This is a genomic window from Nocardia sp. NPDC051929, assembly GCF_044548645.1.
GTDB classification, from domain to species: domain Bacteria; phylum Actinomycetota; class Actinomycetes; order Mycobacteriales; family Mycobacteriaceae; genus Nocardia; species Nocardia sichangensis.
This window is the reverse complement of the sequence record NZ_JBIUCG010000006.1, coordinates 13,998-28,912: the sequence shown is the minus strand read 5'-3', so window position 1 is coordinate 28,912 and position 14,915 is coordinate 13,998. Positions and strand designations below refer to the sequence as shown.

The window sequence follows — 14,915 nt, the reverse complement described above, 5'->3', positions numbered from 1 at the left end:
TGCACTCGCCTCGACATCGATTCAACCACCGCGTCAGCGTTCGGAGCTCGATACCAGAAGATCAGTCCTGCAATCATTTTCGCCGATATGAGACGAGGACAGGCGATTCGGCGTTCGGTCACCACGTCATGCCGCGAATGTCCTGGGCGACGCACCGTGTGACGACGGCCTCGCACGTTCCCGCGGACTTCGGCGGTAGAAGTGGTCCATGACCAAGATTCTCGTCACGGGCGGAACCGGCGCGCTGGGCAGACAAGTGGTCGATCGGTTGCGTGAAGCGGGCCATGACGTACGGGTACTGTCCCGTCGCCCTGGCGCGGGCACGCACGTCGGCGACCTGCGAACCGGTGTCGGCGTAGCGGAGGCGGTGGCGGGAACCGAAGTGATCGTGCACGCGGCTTCGGATTTTCGTCGCGCGGGTGGCGCGGACCTCGAGCAAACCGAGAACCTGCTGCGGCATGCACGGGAGGTTCGGCACCTGCTCTACGTGTCGATCGTCGGAATCGACCGGATCCCGTTCTGGTACTACCGCAACAAGCTGGCCTGCGAGCAAGCCGTCGTCGACAGCGGCGTCCCGCACACGATCCTGCGGGCGACGCAGTTTCACGAGCTGATCGCTGCGCTGTTGCGGACCGTCGAGAAATGGCCGGTGGCGCCGTTGCCCACGACCTTTCGTTTCCAGCCTGTCGCCGCCGCCGACGTGGCGCGGCGGGTGGCCGAGTTGGCCATGGGCGAGCCGCTCGGCCGGGCACCCGACTTCGGCGGTCCGGAGGTGCTGACGATGGCACAGTTGGCGCGGGTTTGGCAGGGTGTCCGGCATCGGCCCCGGCGTATCGTCCCGCTCCCCGTTCCGGGACGAGTCGGGAGCACGTTCCGGGCCGGGCTGAACACATGCCCGGATCATCCCGACGGCACGCAGACCTGGTCACAGTTCGTCGCGTCGAATCCGGCGAATCCCTACACCGGTCGGAAGAAGCCTTCCTGACCGCGAGACTTCGACCGCACCGACTCATTGCCGACGCGAACGGGGCGGGCCCAATCGTCCGGGCGCACGCGATCCGACGCCCGGCCCGCCCGCGAACCGCGGCCGGTTCAGCGCCGCTCAGGCTCTGTCGGCCGCCGCCGATTCGACGGCCGCCGAGCGCGTCGATGTCGGTCAGCGCGAATTCGGGCTGGCGCCCGCGGGAATGCCGGCGCGGCGCATGAGCAGGGTGGCCGGGCACCAGCCCACGGCGCTGTAGAGCAGCAGATTGGCCCCGACCAGGGCGGGAAGCAGCAGCCACCACGCCGAGATCGTCGCGGCGAGTACGGTGCCGAGCAGCACGAACGTTCCGGCCAGCAGCGGAACCAGGCGTGCGATGGTCCATTCACCTGGCCAGCTGGATTCGATCATCGGTCATCCTTCTCCAGATCACGCCCTCGCGGAACGCGTGCGTCACGCGAGGGCAAGGAACAGTTTCTCCAGTTGATCCACCGTCATCGGATCGGCGGTCTCGGCGTCGGGGTTCGCGAGGCATTCCCGCAGCCCGGTGGCGACGATCTTGAAACCCGCTCGGTCCAGTGCCTTGGAGACCGCGGCGAGCTGGGTGACCACGTCTTTGCAGTCCCGGCCCTGCTCGATCATCGCGATCACTCCGGCGAGCTGGCCGTGCGCGCGGCGCAGCCGATTGAGTACCGAGGCGATGGCGTCTTCGTCGCCGACCATGATGTTTCTCCTTCTCTCACTTAGTCTTCACAATACCCCTTGGGGTATCATCCGCCGACTCTGTCCGCTCGTGGGCGAAACTGACGGTGGGCAGAATCCGGCGCAGCCAAGCCGGGGACCACCACGCGGCCCTACCGGTCAAGCGCAGCGCGACCGGCAGCAACACCAAGCGCACCACCACCGCGTCCAGCAGCACCGCGACGCCGAGGATGATGCCCATCTCTTTCGGCGGAAGCGGATCGGCCAGCGCGAAGGTGAAGAACACCGCGACCATGACCGCCGCTGCGGCGAAGATGACCCGGCCGGAGTGGGCCAGCCCGTCGATGCCCGCCGTCCGGGGATCTCGCGAGCGCTCGTAGTGCTCCTTGGCCGTGGCCAACAGGAACACGGTGTAGTCCATGGCGATGGCGAAGATCATCGCGAAGAAGAACACCGGTCCCCAACCGTCGAGGAATCCCTGCGGACCGAAGCCGAGCAGGCCCGCACCGTGACCGTCCTGGAAGATCAGCTTCGCCACACCGAACGCGGCCGCGGTCGACAAAAGGCTGACCAAGGTGCCCAGCGCGGCGATGAGCGGCGCTTGCAACGCCACCAACAGCAGGACGAAGCCCAGGACGAGGATCACCCCGACGACGATCGGCAGATAGTCGTCGAGCGCCTGTTGCAAGTCGAGGTTTTCCGCCGGTGCGCCGCCGACGAGGGCATCGGCAGGCAGTCGCTCACGCAGGTTGTCGAGGATGCCGCCCAGCCGGTCGTCGGAAGGATCGACGGCGGGCAGCGCCTGCATCATGACCAGGCCGGAATCATCCGCGGCGGGCGCGGGCGGCGTGACTGTAGCGATGCCGTCGGTCGTGGCTGCCGACTCGGCGGTGCGGGCGGCTTCGGCCTCGGGGACGACGATCTGCAATGCGCCTGGCGCGCCCTCGCCGAGTTGACGCTGGACCAGTTCGTAGCCCTGGCGCACGGGCGCGTCGGCGGGCACGACCTGGATCGAGGGCATCGCGACCTGCAATCCGGTGGCAGGCAACGCCAGCGCCGCCAGCACACCGAGCCCTGCGAGCGCGAACGGCCACGGGTGATCGTGCAGTAGCTGCCCCCAGCGGGCGAACCGCGGCGAGCGATGCTGCTGACGGGTCGCGTACGGCAGTGCCGCGGCGTTGATCCGGCCACCCAGCGCGCCCAGCGCCGCAGGCAGCAACGTCAGCGTGGCGGCGAGCACGAACACCACCGCGAGCATGATTCCCACGGCCATGGTGCGCACCGCGGGCGCCGGAACGAGCAGCACCGCCGACAGGCTGACCAGCACGGTCAACCCGGAGAGCACGACAGCCTTGCCCGCGGTGGCCATGGTCTCGGCCACCGCCGAACGGGAATCGGCGGACTTGGTGAGCGCGTCACGGAAGCGGGCGACCAAGAACAGCGCGTAGTCGATGCCCAACGCGAGAGCGAACATCATGGCGAAGTTCATCGCCCACACCGAGATCGGCGTGAGGTGGTTGAGCAGCACCAGACCACCGGCCGAGGCGACCAGCCCGGCCACCGTCAGCAGCAGCGGAAGCCCGGCAGCGACCAGCGAGCCGAAGGCCAGCACCATGATCGCCAGCGTGACCGGCCAGGAGAACAGCTCGGCCTCGAGCATCGCCTCGTGGTTGGCCTTGTTGAAATCGCTCCACAACGCCGACGCACCGGTGGGATAGACCTCGACTCCGTCCCCGGACAGCGCGGTCAGCGCCGCCTTGTGCTCGTCGACGGCCTTGACCATGTCGTCGGTGGAGGCGTTCGCACCCGCGATCAGGATGCCGGTGTGGCCGTCCGGGCTGATCGTCATGCCCGGCTGCGGCGGGACGACGGCGCCGAAGCGGGAATCGTCCGCGAAGATCGCCGAGATCCGGCCCAATGTCTGCCGCATCGTCGGATCGGCGACGGTCTCGGTGTCGGAATGCACCACTACCTGCACCGCCGCCGACGAATTCCCGCCGAAGTGTTGCTGGGCCAGCTCACGGACCCGCACCGACTCCGAACCATCGGCCTGCCATCCGGCTCCGGCCAACGAGGTGAACACGCCGGGCGCCGCCGCCCCGAGCGCCACCAGCGACAACAGCCACACCGCGAACACGATCCGGGCCCGCCCTGCCATCATCGCGCCCCATCGCGCCAGCAGGCCGCCGGGCCGCACCGACTTGCCGGCGTCGACCCGGTCCTGCCCCATGAATGTCGTCGGCCGCATCGGCGCTCCCTTTCCCTGCTGTACGAATCGCAGCACTCAACCTGCTCTGGCATACCCCTGGGGGCATAACCGACTATACCCATGGGGGTATATGAGATGTAGTGGCATACCCCACAGGTTCGGAGACTCCCGATGACAGCAGCGAGGGGAGCAGACTCCGTGTGGGTGAGCAACCCGTGCTCACGAACGCAGTGACTGCCTCACCCGCGCCGCCTCACGGGTGAGGTGGTCGCGTTCCGGCGCGCTGGTGGCTGCTCGGGATGCCTCGGCGTACAGCTCGGCGGCCTGCTCGAGGTCGCCGGCGCGTTCGAGGAGATAGGCGCGAACGGCGGTGTACCGGGGCAGATCGGAATCCACCTCGCTCAGCTCTGCCAAGCCGGCTTGCGGTCCGTCGGCCTCGCCGACGGCGACCGCGCGGTTGAGTCGCACCACCGGGCTACCCGTGAGGTGCAGTAGTTCGTCGTACCACTCCACGATCTGCACCCAGTCCGTCTCGGCGGCGCTCGGCGCATCCGCGTGCAGGGCGGCGATCGCGGCCTGCGCTTGGTATTCGCCCAAGCGGTCGCGAGCCAGCGCGGCTTGCAGAATCGTCACTCCTTCGGCGATCAGGCCGGTGTCCCAACGTGATCGGTCCTGTGCACCGAGCGGCACCAGGCGACCGCCAGGGCCGAGGCGAGACGCGCGGCGGGCATGGTGCAGCAGCATGAGCGCCAACAGGCCCGCGACCTCGGGCTCGTCGGTGGAGCCCGCCAGCTGACGGGTGAGGCGGATCGCTTCGGCTGCCAGATCGACGTCCCCGCCGTAACCCTCGTTGAAGACGAGGTAGAGGACGCGCAGCACCGTCGCCAGGTCGCCGGGTCGATCGAGCGGCAGCCCAGCGAGACGCCGCTTGGCCCGGCTGATCCGTTGTGCCATGGTCGCTTCGGGCACCAGGTAGGCCGTCGCGATCTGCCGCGTCGTCAGGCCGCCGACCGCGCGCAGCGTCAACGCGACGGCCGAGCCGGGCGACAGCGACGGGTGCGCGCACAGGAAGTAGAGCCACAGTGAGTCGTCCGTGCCCGGCACCGGGCCGGTCGGCGGCTCGACCTCCACGGCGAGTTCCCGCCCGCGCCGCGACGTTTCGGTCCGGGCGACATCGAGGAACTTGTGCCAGGCGGCCGCGACGAGCCAGGCTTTCGCATCGCGCGGTGGATCGTCGGGCCAGCTTCGCAGCGCGCGGATCAGCGCCTCCTGCACGGCGTCCTCGGCCGACGCGAAGTCGGCTCCGCGCCGGACGAGGACACCGATCACCGCGGGCACGAGTTCCCGCAGCAGCGACTCGTTCACTCGGTGACCGTGGGCAGCGCGGTGAGGAACGGCCGCACCTCGAGCCACTCCTGGACCGGCTTCCCGCCCGCACCGGGTGCGGCGGACAGCTCCGCGGCCAGCTCGATGGCGCGCTCGTAGGTCTCGACGTCGATCACCATCCAGCCGGCGATCAGGTCCTTCGTCTCGGCGAACGGTCCATCGGTGACCGGCGGGCGGCCCTCGCCGTCCGAGCGGACGAACGTGCCCTGCGGGGAGAGCGCTTGACTGTCGACGAACTCGCCGGTGGCCTCGAGCCGCGCGGCGAAGTCCTGCATGTACTGGACGTGGGCCGCGAGTTCTTCCGGGGTCCACTGGTCCATCCGCACGTCGTTGACCGATGCCGGTGCGCCTCGGTAGTGCTTGAGCAGCAGATACTTGGCCATCATCTTCTCCTTGGATCGGTAGGGCCCATTCTTGCCGCGTCGCTCTCAGGCATGCTGACGTTCGGCCCGTTGCCGAATCAACTCCTCTACCGGGCTGGGCAGTGTTGTCTCGAAGTCGATGAGTTTCGCCCAAGTCGGGGTGACGACGATCCGGACCATGCCGTCGTAGAGCGAGCGGACCTCGGCCTCCCACTCGACGCGCTGCTCGGGTGTCATCTCGTAGCTGCCGTTCATCTGGAGATACTCGTCCGGGATGCCGTCGACGACGTCAAGCTCAGCGCGCCCGCGGATGAGCAGCAGCTTGGGCGGGTGGACCTCGGTGTCGATGGTCAGGGCAACCATCGGGTTCTTGCGCAGTGCGAACAACTTGGGGGCGTTCTTCGTGGTGCACAGCACGATCTCCGAGCCGTTCCAGGTGAAGCCGATCGGGATGCTGCGCGGTGTGCCATCCGTGGCGACATAGGCCAGCCGGGTCAGGTCGCGGGCCAGCAGCTCCTGGCTGATCGGACGGTTCAGGATCTCGGTGATCTCGGTCGCTCGCATGGTGATCGCTCCTACGTCGGGGTGGTCGAGCGACATGTCCGTAGCCGCTCGTATCCCTGGGACGGAGCCGACCGGACGTTCTCGACATCCGGAGCCGCGCCCACCCTATGCGCTCGCCGCGGAACAGGCTGCCGATCCAATCGGCCCGGATCTGCGGATCAGTGGAGGAGAGTAGCGGCAACTGCCGGTTCACGCGGCGGCCCATCGTGGCGAGGAACGGTTGGCAGCGCGTTCAGCTCGCCGCATTGCTTCGGCGTGACCTTGTGCGCCGACGGTCACGGGTTCCTGCTGGGCATGGGTGTGCGACCTGGCGCACCGCCGTCTCCGGTCTCGGCCGGATCACCCGCGCCACGCTCGGATACTCACACGCCAGCCGGAACAGAAACGTCGGCGAACCGCCCGCGCCAGCAGGAAACGTCCAGTTCCGCCAACTCCAGCTGGCCCGACCCAACGAATCGCCCGCTACCAGGAGATAGGCCGAACATTGCTTTTTCGGCGCGGCAACTACCGGTACGCGAATCGATCGAACGGCATCGATCGCGCCGGCTCGCGTCCTCGCGCCACCGATTCCGCGGTGGACGGCCGATGCTCAGCGAACCCGCGCCCGCACCAACTCGCCGGCTGCGACCCGATAGCGCTCGGCGATCAAGCGGACCACCGCCGGGTGCACGCCGATGGGTTCGGCGACGCCGTCCGCGCCCGCCTCGTGCAGACGCTGCTGGAACAGGCCGTGCGCGAGCAGATAGGAGGCGACGAACACCCGGCCCGTCCCCGCCGCGCGCAGTTCCGCGACGACCTCCGGCACCCGCGGCGCACCGGTCGCGACGTAGCCGATACGGACCGGAACGCCGAGGTGTTCGGCCAGCAGCGCGGCCGCGCGCCGGACATCCTGGCGGGCCCGGGCGTCCGAGGAGCCCGCGGCGGCGAAGACCACCGCGTCACCCTCACGCCAACCCGCGGCACGCAGACGCATCGCCATGATCCGCGCGAGCGCCGGATCCGGTCCCATGGCGGGCGTGACCGTCACCGCGGGATGGTCGCTCTCGGCGACCTCGCGCGGCACGTCCTGGTAGACGTGATAACCCGAGGCCAGGAACGCCGGAACCACCACGGCAGGCACGGATTCCCCGGCCGGGGTCACCAGATCGCGCAGCACTTCCGAAGGCGAAGGACCGAGGACATCCACGAATGCCGTACGCACCCAGGGCGTCTCGGTGCCGGGCCCCGAAATCCCGGCACCGAGCTCCTTCGTCACGGCCTCGGCGAGCGCCGCGATCATCTGCACGCCCTTGGTGCTGCGGGTCCCGTGGGCCACGAGCACCAGGGCGGGCGCGGTCACCAGCTCCCCGCAGTCTGGATGTACCGAGGTGCCCGGGTCGGAATTCCGACACCGGGCACCTGCGGTCCTCCTGTCGCGGTGGGCCGTGGGTTGTTGTCGATACATTCCGCCGGGTCCAGCGCGAGCCGATACCCACGTTTGACCACGGTCTGGATCGCTTTCGGCGTGCCGAGTCCGGCGCGCAGCCGGGCGATAGCGGTCTCCACCGCGTGCGTGTCGTCCCCGCCGCCGGGCAGCGCGGCCAACAGATCCTCGCGCGAGACGACCCGACCGGGCTGGCGGGCCAGCGAACGCATCAATGCCATCGGCGCGGGCGCCAGCTGACGCACCTCACCGTCGACCACTACGCACGCGCCGCGCACGCTGATGATGTGGCCTGCGGCGTGAATCCGGTTGGCCCGCCTGGGCAGTTCCTCGGCGACGTGGCGGGCCAGCGCCCCCAGCCTGGCTCGGCCCGGCATCGAGGTGGGCACCCCGAGTTCCTCCAGCGGCGCGGCCGTGATGGGGCCGACGCAGGCGGGCAGCACCCGGCCGCGCAGCGCGTACAGCAGCCCTTCCAGCAGCCCGGTCTCCTTGGCGCGCATCAACATCGACGCCACGGCGGGGGCGCTGGTGAAGGTGACGCAGTCCATGCCCGAAGTGACGATGGCCTCGATCAGGTGGTCCATCGGCCCCTGATCGTCCGGCGGCACCCAGCGGTACACCGGCACCGGAACGACATCCGCTCCCGCGCAACGCAATACCTCGCAGAAGTCGGGCACCGGCTCCCACTCGGTGGTGGCCCCGTGCAACTGCACGGCGATCCGAACACCTTCCACGCCCTCGGCGAGCAGGTGATCGAGCACTTCGGCGGACGACTCGGAGGCTGGCGACCACTCTTCGCGCAGTTCCGCGGCGCGGATAGCGCCCTTGGCCTTCGGGCCGCGGGCGAGCATCCGAGTGGTCCCAAGCGTCGCGCGCAGGTCCTCGGCGAGACCCCAACCCTCGGCGGCCTCCATCCACCCACGGAAGCCGATTCCCGTGGTGGCCACGGTGATCTGCGGTGGATCGGCGACCAACTGCCGGGTCACCCGCTCCAGCTCGTTGTCGTCGGCGAGCGGGATGATGCGGATTGCCGGTGCGGAAACGATGTTCGCGCCCCGGCGTTCCAGCAGTGTGGCGAATTCCTCCGCCCGACGGGCCGCCGTGATGCCCACCGTGAATCCGGCCAGGCTCGCGCCCGCGTCAACTGTTGTCATTGGGTTCATCCATCCGAGGACGCGAGCGCGGTGGCCACCGGCTCGTTGGAAATCGAGACGATGCCGTCGTCCACGCGCACCGCGTACACCGGCAGCATCGCCGATTCGTCGTCCAGGCAACGCCCGTCGACCAGGGAGAAGGCCTGCTTCAGCAGCGGCGAGGCCACGACGGGCGCCCCGCCGCGGTCGCCGACGATCCCGCGCGACATGACCGCCGCCCGGCCGATCGGATCGATATTGCCGACGGCATACAGCATGCCGTTCTCCAGCAGGAAAAGGGCGGCCTGTCGGCCACCTTTGAGCAACACCGCAACGCCGCGGCCGGGAATCAGGTAGTCGAGACGGCAGGCCTGCGTCCACCCAGTGGTGGTAGCTGCGGCGATGCCGGGGGTATCGATCACGGTCATCGGTGTCATCCTCCAAACGCCTTACTCATTGGTACCGACGTTCTGTTTCCATGCGGTTAAGCGGTCATTTCCCCTGCGTGGCGACCGGAACTTCCGGCAGTCCGAGCAGGACGGGAACTTTCCGCTCCCCGGATTCGTCGAAGGAAATCGTCGGATCGGCTTCCTCCGGGGCGTTGACGAACGATACGAAGCGAGACAGCTTCTCTTCGTCTTCCAACACCGCGGCCCATTCGTCGCGGTAGCCGGCAACGTGCTGAGCCATCGCCGCCTCCAAATCCTCGGCGATGCCGAGGCTGTCCTCGCAGACGACCTGCTTGAGGTAATCGATGCCGCCTTCCAGGGCCTCCTGCCACGGAGCGGTGCGCTGCAAACGATCAGCGGTGCGGATGTAGAACATCAGGTACCGGTCGATGTACTTGATCAGCGTCTCGTCGTCGAGTTCACCGGCCAGCAGGACGGCGTGCTTCGGGGTGAGACCGCCGTTGCCGCCGACGTAGAGGTTCCAGCCGTTCTCCGTGGCGATCACGCCGACGTCCTTGCCGCGCGCCTCGGCGCATTCGCGGGCGCAACCGGAGACCGCCAGCTTCAGCTTGTGCGGCGAACGCAGCCCGCGGTAACGCTTCTCCAGCAGCACGGCCATGCCGACCGAGTCCTGCTGACCGTAGCGGCACCAGGTGGAGCCGACGCAGCTCTTCACCGTGCGCAGCGACTTGCCGTACGCGTGACCGGATTCCATGCCCGCGTCCACCAGCCGCTTCCAGATCAGCGGCAACTGCTCGACGCGCGCGCCGAACAGGTCGATGCGCTGACCGCCGGTGACCTTCACGTACAGGCCGAATTCCTTGGCCACCTCGCCGATGGTGATCAGCTGCTCGGCGGTGACCTCACCGCCGGGCATCCTTGGCACCACCGAGTAGGTGCCGTTCTTCTGCAGGTTGGCCAGGAAGTGGTCGTTGGTGTCCTGCAGCCCGGCCTGCTCGCCGTCGAGGATGTGGTCGCTCGAGGTGGAGGCGAGGATGGACGCCACGGTCGGCTTGCAGATGTCGCAGCCGGTTCCCTTGCCGTACTTGGTGATCAGGCCGGAGAAGGTGCGGATGCCGGTGACCTGGACGATCTGGAACAACTCCGCACGCGACTGCTCGAAGTGCTCACACAGCGCCTTGGACATCTCCACGCCGGACTGCTCGAGCAGCTTCTTGAGCATGGGAACGCAACCGCCGCAGGAGGTTCCGGCGCTGGTGCAGCTCTTGATCCCGGGGATGTCGCAGGCGCCTTCGGCGATCGCCCCGCAGATCGCGCCCTTCGACACGTTGTTGCAGGAGCAGATCTGCGCGTCGTCGGGCAGTGCGTCGGCCCCGAGTTCGGCGCCCGCGGGCGAGATCAGCGCGGCCGGTTCGGCGGGCAGCGGGCGGCCGACCAGCGGACGCAGCGCCGAATAGGCGGTGGCGTCGCCGACCAGGATGCCGCCGAGCAGGGTCTTCGCGTCATCGGAGACGACCAGCTTGGCGTAGGTGCCCTTGGCCGCGTCGTGCAGCACCACCGACAGCGCGCCCTCGGTGACGCCGTGCGCGTCACCGAAACTGGCCACGTCGACACCGAGCAGCTTGAGCTTGGTCGACATGTCCGCACCGGGGAACTCGCCCGCGCCGCCCAACAGGCGGTCGGCCACGATCTCCGCGGTGGTGTACCCCGGCGCGACGAGGCCGTAGCACACGCCCTCCACCGCGGCGCATTCGCCGATGGCCCAGATGTTCGGGTCGGAGGTCTGCAGGCCCAGGTCGGTGACGATGCCGCCGCGGGGACCGACCTCCAGGCCCGCGTCGCGGGCGATCTGGTCGCGCGGGCGGACGCCGGCGGAGAACACGACCAACCCGGCATCGATCACCGTCTCGTCGGACAGGGTGACCTTCACTCCCTTGTCGGCCGCCTCGATCGAGGAGGTGCCCACACCGGTGTGCACGTACAAGCCGAGGTCGGTGACCAGGCGCTCCAGGATGGCGCCGCCGCCCTCGTCGACCTGAGCGGGCATCAGCCGGGTGTTGTACTCCACCACGTGCGGGGTGAGCCCGAGCAGGCGCAGCGCGTTCGCGGCCTCCAGACCGAGCAAGCCGCCGCCGACCACCACGCCCACCGCGCCGGAACCGGCGGCTTCGGCGGCCGCGCGGATACCGTCCAGGTCGTCGAGGGTGCGATAGACGAAGCATTCCGGGCTGTCGTGGCCGGGCACCGGCGGCACGAACGGGTAGGAACCGGTGGCCAGCACGAGCGCGTCGTAGGCGAGGATGTCGCCCGAGGACGTGGTCACCTTGCGCGCGGCCCGGTCGATGGACTCGGCGCTCTGGCCCAGCCGCAGCTCGACCAGTTCGTCACCGGCGTACTCGTTGCCGGGCAGCGCGAGCGCGCTCGGGTCCCAGGCGCCGACGTAGGACGACAGGCCGACGCGGTCGTAGGCGGGCAGCTGCTCCTCGCTGAGGATGATCACCTGCCACTGGCCTTCGGTGTCGCGCGAGCGCAGCGCCTCGACGAACCGGTGCCCGACCATCCCGTGGCCGACGACCACCGCGGTCTTGCGAGCGACTGTGGGGTTCATCTGTGGGTCCTCCTGGACTGGATCGGGTGTCAGGCGCGGGCCGAGCCGGCGGACGGGGACTGGGAGTGACCGGCCTCGGCTTCGAGGACGAAGGTCTCGGCTTCGGTCACGACCTCGGAATCGGCGGGCAGGCCGCGCAGGCTGGGACGGCGCAGGAACACCGCCCAGACCACCAGGGCGCAGACCACGTAGAAGGCCATGAACACCCAGAACGCGGTGGTCGCGGACTTGGTGGACGCGTAGGAGGTGCGCAGCACCAGGTTGATGCCCACGCCGCCGAGTGCGCCGATGGCGCCGACGAAACCGATGAGCGCGCCGGAGGTGTTCTGCGACCAGGCCGCCCGTGCGGCGGGCGTGGCGTCCAGGCTCTTGGATTTCGCCTCGAACACCGACGGGATGATCTTGGTGACCGACCCGTTGCCGATGCCGGAGAGCACGAACAGGGCGATGAAGCCGACGACCAGGGCGGTCATCACACCGCCGCCCGCCACGCCGTTGTTGTTGTCGGCGGCCGTGCTGGCCACGGTGACCAGCACGGCCGCCGCCATCATGGCGCCGAAGACATAGAGGGTGACCCGGCTACCGCCGATACGGTCGGCCCACTTGCCGCCGTAGGGCCGGGCCAGCGAGCCGAGCAGCGGACCGATGAACGCGATCTGCGCGGCGTGCAGCGTGGCCTGCGCGACGGTGTCGCCGCCCGCGCGGAAGCTGATCTGCAGGATCTGGCCGAAGGCGAAGCTGTAGCCGATGAACGAGCCGAAGGTGCCGATGTAGAGGAACGCGATGGCCCAGGACTGCGGCACCTTCAGCGCCGTCAGCATGTAGGACAGGTCGGCCTTCTGGTTGGGCAGGTTGTCCATGAACAGTGCGGCGCCCAGGCCGGCGATCGCGATCAGCACCAGGTAGACCGCGCAGATCAGCGAGGCGTAGCCATTGCCGAGGGTCGCGATGACCAGCAGGCCGATCAGCTGGATCACCGGGACGCCGATATTGCCGCCGCCCGCGTTCAGACCCAGCGCCCAGCCCTTGAGCCGCTGGGGATAAAAGGCGTTGATGTTGGTCATCGAGGAGGCGAAGTTGCCGCCGCCGAAGCCCGCGAACGCGGCGATCACCAGGAACGTCGTGTACGAGGTGCCCGGCTGGTTGATGAAGTACAGCGCGAGCAGCGTCGGCACCAGCAGCATCGCCGCGCTGAAGACGGTCCAGTTGCGCCCGCCGAAGCGCGCGGTCGCCACGGTGTAGGGAATCCGCAGGAACGCGCCGACCAGGGTCGGCATGGCCACCAGGAAGAACTTGCCCGCCGGGTCGATGCCGAACTTGTCGGTCGGCATGAACAGCACCATCACCGACCAGATCGACCAGACCGAGAAGCCGACGTGCTCGGCGAAGACCGACCAGATCAGGTTGCGGCGGGCGATGTCCTTGCCGCCCGCTTCCCAAGCGGCGACGTCCTCCGCATCCCAATGATCGAGATGCGGCCTGCGGATCTTCGTCCGTCCCAGCGCTTCCAGACGGTTACGCGTCAGCGTGCTCAACGGGGCCTCCCAAAGTCGGTTGGCCCCACGGTAGGAAATGGGTATTGCCGAAATGCTGCGCGAAATGACCGTCAAATCAACGGTTGCTCACGATTACCGGTTCCGGGAGGTGAGTTTCGACCAAATGTTTCAGGCATGTGACGCAACAGTTTCCGTGCGTCACGAAAAGGCTTATCTCGAATTCGCCGACCGGTGAGGTGTGACGCGCGCTACTCCGCACAATTCGAATGCGCCCATCCTGACCCCGTTCGCACAGCCGCGCAACCCGAACTGTGAGATTTCCGGCCGACGGCCGCGCGCGTCAATTCCAGGTGTCCTCGAGCACGCGCGGCTTGCACGCCTGCCACGCACCGGCCAGCAGGACCAGCACGGCGACGCCGAGCATCGCGAACGGAGCCAGCCAGCCGCCCGTGGCCGTGTGCAGCACGCCGAACAACAGCGGACCCACGCAGGCCACCGCGTAGCCGACGCCCTGGGTGAAGCCGGACAGCGCGGCCGACCCGGCAGGCGTGCGGGTGCGCAGGTTGATCAGCGTCAGCGCCATCGGGAAGGTGCTCGGACCCAGGCCGAGCACGACCACCCACAGGATCGGCGCCGCCATCGGCGCGACCAGCAGCCCGGCGAACGCGACGAAGAACAGCGCCGCGCAACCCACCACCACGGGGAACGGATTGCGGAATCGGGCCACCACGGTCGGCGCGCTGAGCGCGGCGACCAGGCCGACCACGGCGAACAGACCGACCATGGCTCCGCCGTACGCCGCGCTCGCACCGGCCTCGCTCAGGATCTTCGGCAACCAGGCGAACATCGCGTAGGTGGTGAGCGAGGTCATGCCGAACATGCCCGCCATGCCCCAGGCGATCGGCGAACGCCACACCCGCCCGCCGTGCGGCTCCCGCACCGGCACGGCCGTGCGGTCCGCGCCGTCGTGCCCGCGACGGCCACGCAGCACCGCCACCCACGGCACCGCAGCGGCGAACCCGAGCAGACCCCACACGCCGAGCGAGACGCGCCAGCCGTGCGCGTCCGCCACCGGGACCGCGGTGACGGCGGGCACGACCGTGCCGAGTTGCACCATCACTATGTACAGCGAGCTGATCCCGGCCAGGCGATCCGGGAAGTACCGCTTCACCAGCGGCGGGATCACCACGTTGCCGATACCCATGCCCGCGAGGGCGAGCGCGGAGAACACCAGCAGTTCGGCGGTGCCCGACATCAGCACCCGGATCGACATGCCCGCACCCGCCATCAGCATGGCCGTCAGCGCGGTGCGCTTCAGCCCGAGCCGGACCGCCAAGACCGGGGTGAGCAGCCCGGACAGCGCGAACATGGCGGTGGGGAGCATCCCGAAGACGCCGACAACGGCGGTGCCGTAACCGATTTCGGCGCCGATCCGCTCGGCGAGCGGGCTGAACGCGGTGACCGCGACTCGTAGGGTGAGCGCCGACATCACGATGGCTGCCAGGACCAGCGCCCGGCCCTCGATCAGCGCACGTCGACGGCGCTCGACCAGGACGGATTCCTGGCGAGCCTCGGTTTCGGGAAGGGTCGCAGACACCGAGAAATCATAGGATGACCGGATGAAGTGCGGCAACGATTTG

Annotated in this window: 14 protein-coding genes; 2 read left to right on the top strand and 12 right to left on the bottom strand. The window is 68.7% G+C overall.

The window, feature by feature from the left end; translation table 11 throughout:
* The first annotated feature begins 208 nt into the window (after positions 1–208).
* Complete coding sequence (locus ACIHAX_RS09155) at positions 209–985, top strand: SDR family oxidoreductase (protein ID WP_397276729.1); 777 nt, start codon at positions 209–211, stop codon at positions 983–985.
* A 171-nt stretch (positions 986–1,156) separates the two neighbouring features.
* On the opposite strand, the gene ACIHAX_RS09150 is transcribed toward ACIHAX_RS09155, so the two are convergent.
* From ACIHAX_RS09150 to ACIHAX_RS09100, 11 genes are all read right to left on the bottom strand, one after another.
* Entirely contained in the window at positions 1,157–1,393 is a 237-nt protein-coding gene (locus ACIHAX_RS09150) for a DUF2892 domain-containing protein (protein ID WP_397077419.1), read from the bottom strand.
* A gap of 42 nt (positions 1,394–1,435) precedes the next feature.
* On the bottom strand, positions 1,436–1,705 hold the full coding sequence (locus ACIHAX_RS09145; RefSeq protein WP_355079796.1) for a metal-sensitive transcriptional regulator: 270 nt from the start codon (positions 1,703–1,705) through the stop codon (positions 1,436–1,438).
* Positions 1,706–1,721: 16 nt separating this feature from the next.
* Complete coding sequence (locus tag ACIHAX_RS09140) at positions 1,722–3,914, bottom strand: MMPL family transporter (protein ID WP_397276985.1); 2,193 nt, start codon at positions 3,912–3,914, stop codon at positions 1,722–1,724.
* A 198-nt stretch (positions 3,915–4,112) separates the two neighbouring features.
* Positions 4,113–5,258, bottom strand: a complete 1,146-nt coding sequence (locus ACIHAX_RS09135; RefSeq protein WP_355079798.1) for a DUF6596 domain-containing protein — start codon at positions 5,256–5,258, stop codon at positions 4,113–4,115.
* Positions 5,255–5,662: a YciI family protein gene (locus ACIHAX_RS09130; protein ID WP_355079800.1), complete on the bottom strand. Its 408-nt coding sequence runs from the start codon at positions 5,660–5,662 to the stop codon at positions 5,255–5,257. Before ACIHAX_RS09130 ends, ACIHAX_RS09135 begins: the two co-directional genes overlap by 4 nt.
* Before the next feature lie 45 nt (positions 5,663–5,707).
* Positions 5,708–6,205, bottom strand: coding sequence for a pyridoxamine 5'-phosphate oxidase family protein (locus ACIHAX_RS09125; RefSeq protein ID WP_355079802.1), 498 nt, complete (start codon positions 6,203–6,205; stop codon positions 5,708–5,710).
* A gap of 589 nt (positions 6,206–6,794) precedes the next feature.
* Complete coding sequence (locus tag ACIHAX_RS09120; protein WP_397276725.1) at positions 6,795–7,544, bottom strand: sirohydrochlorin chelatase; 750 nt, start codon at positions 7,542–7,544, stop codon at positions 6,795–6,797.
* Complete coding sequence (locus tag ACIHAX_RS09115; protein ID WP_355079805.1) at positions 7,541–8,782, bottom strand: uroporphyrinogen-III synthase; 1,242 nt, start codon at positions 8,780–8,782, stop codon at positions 7,541–7,543. The genes ACIHAX_RS09120 and ACIHAX_RS09115 overlap by 4 nt, the downstream gene beginning before the upstream one ends.
* A gap of 5 nt (positions 8,783–8,787) precedes the next feature.
* Positions 8,788–9,189, bottom strand: coding sequence for a nitrite reductase small subunit NirD (gene nirD, locus ACIHAX_RS09110; RefSeq protein WP_355079807.1), 402 nt, complete (start codon positions 9,187–9,189; stop codon positions 8,788–8,790).
* 64 nt (positions 9,190–9,253) lie between these two features.
* Positions 9,254–11,779: a nitrite reductase large subunit NirB gene (gene nirB / locus ACIHAX_RS09105; RefSeq protein WP_397276722.1), complete on the bottom strand. Its 2,526-nt coding sequence runs from the start codon at positions 11,777–11,779 to the stop codon at positions 9,254–9,256.
* Between the two features lie 29 nt (positions 11,780–11,808).
* Complete coding sequence (locus tag ACIHAX_RS09100; RefSeq protein WP_397276983.1) at positions 11,809–13,266, bottom strand: nitrate/nitrite transporter; 1,458 nt, start codon at positions 13,264–13,266, stop codon at positions 11,809–11,811.
* 85 nt (positions 13,267–13,351) lie between these two features.
* On the opposite strand from ACIHAX_RS09100, the gene ACIHAX_RS09095 reads away from it, so the two are divergent.
* A complete protein-coding gene (locus ACIHAX_RS09095; protein WP_355079811.1) occupies positions 13,352–13,510 on the top strand; it encodes a hypothetical protein in 159 nt (52 codons plus the stop codon).
* Positions 13,511–13,615: 105 nt separating this feature from the next.
* Here ACIHAX_RS09095 and ACIHAX_RS09090 read toward each other — a convergent pair whose 3' ends face one another.
* Positions 13,616–14,872: an MFS transporter gene (locus tag ACIHAX_RS09090; protein ID WP_397276720.1), complete on the bottom strand. Its 1,257-nt coding sequence runs from the start codon at positions 14,870–14,872 to the stop codon at positions 13,616–13,618.
* Positions 14,873–14,915: the final 43 nt, after the last annotated feature.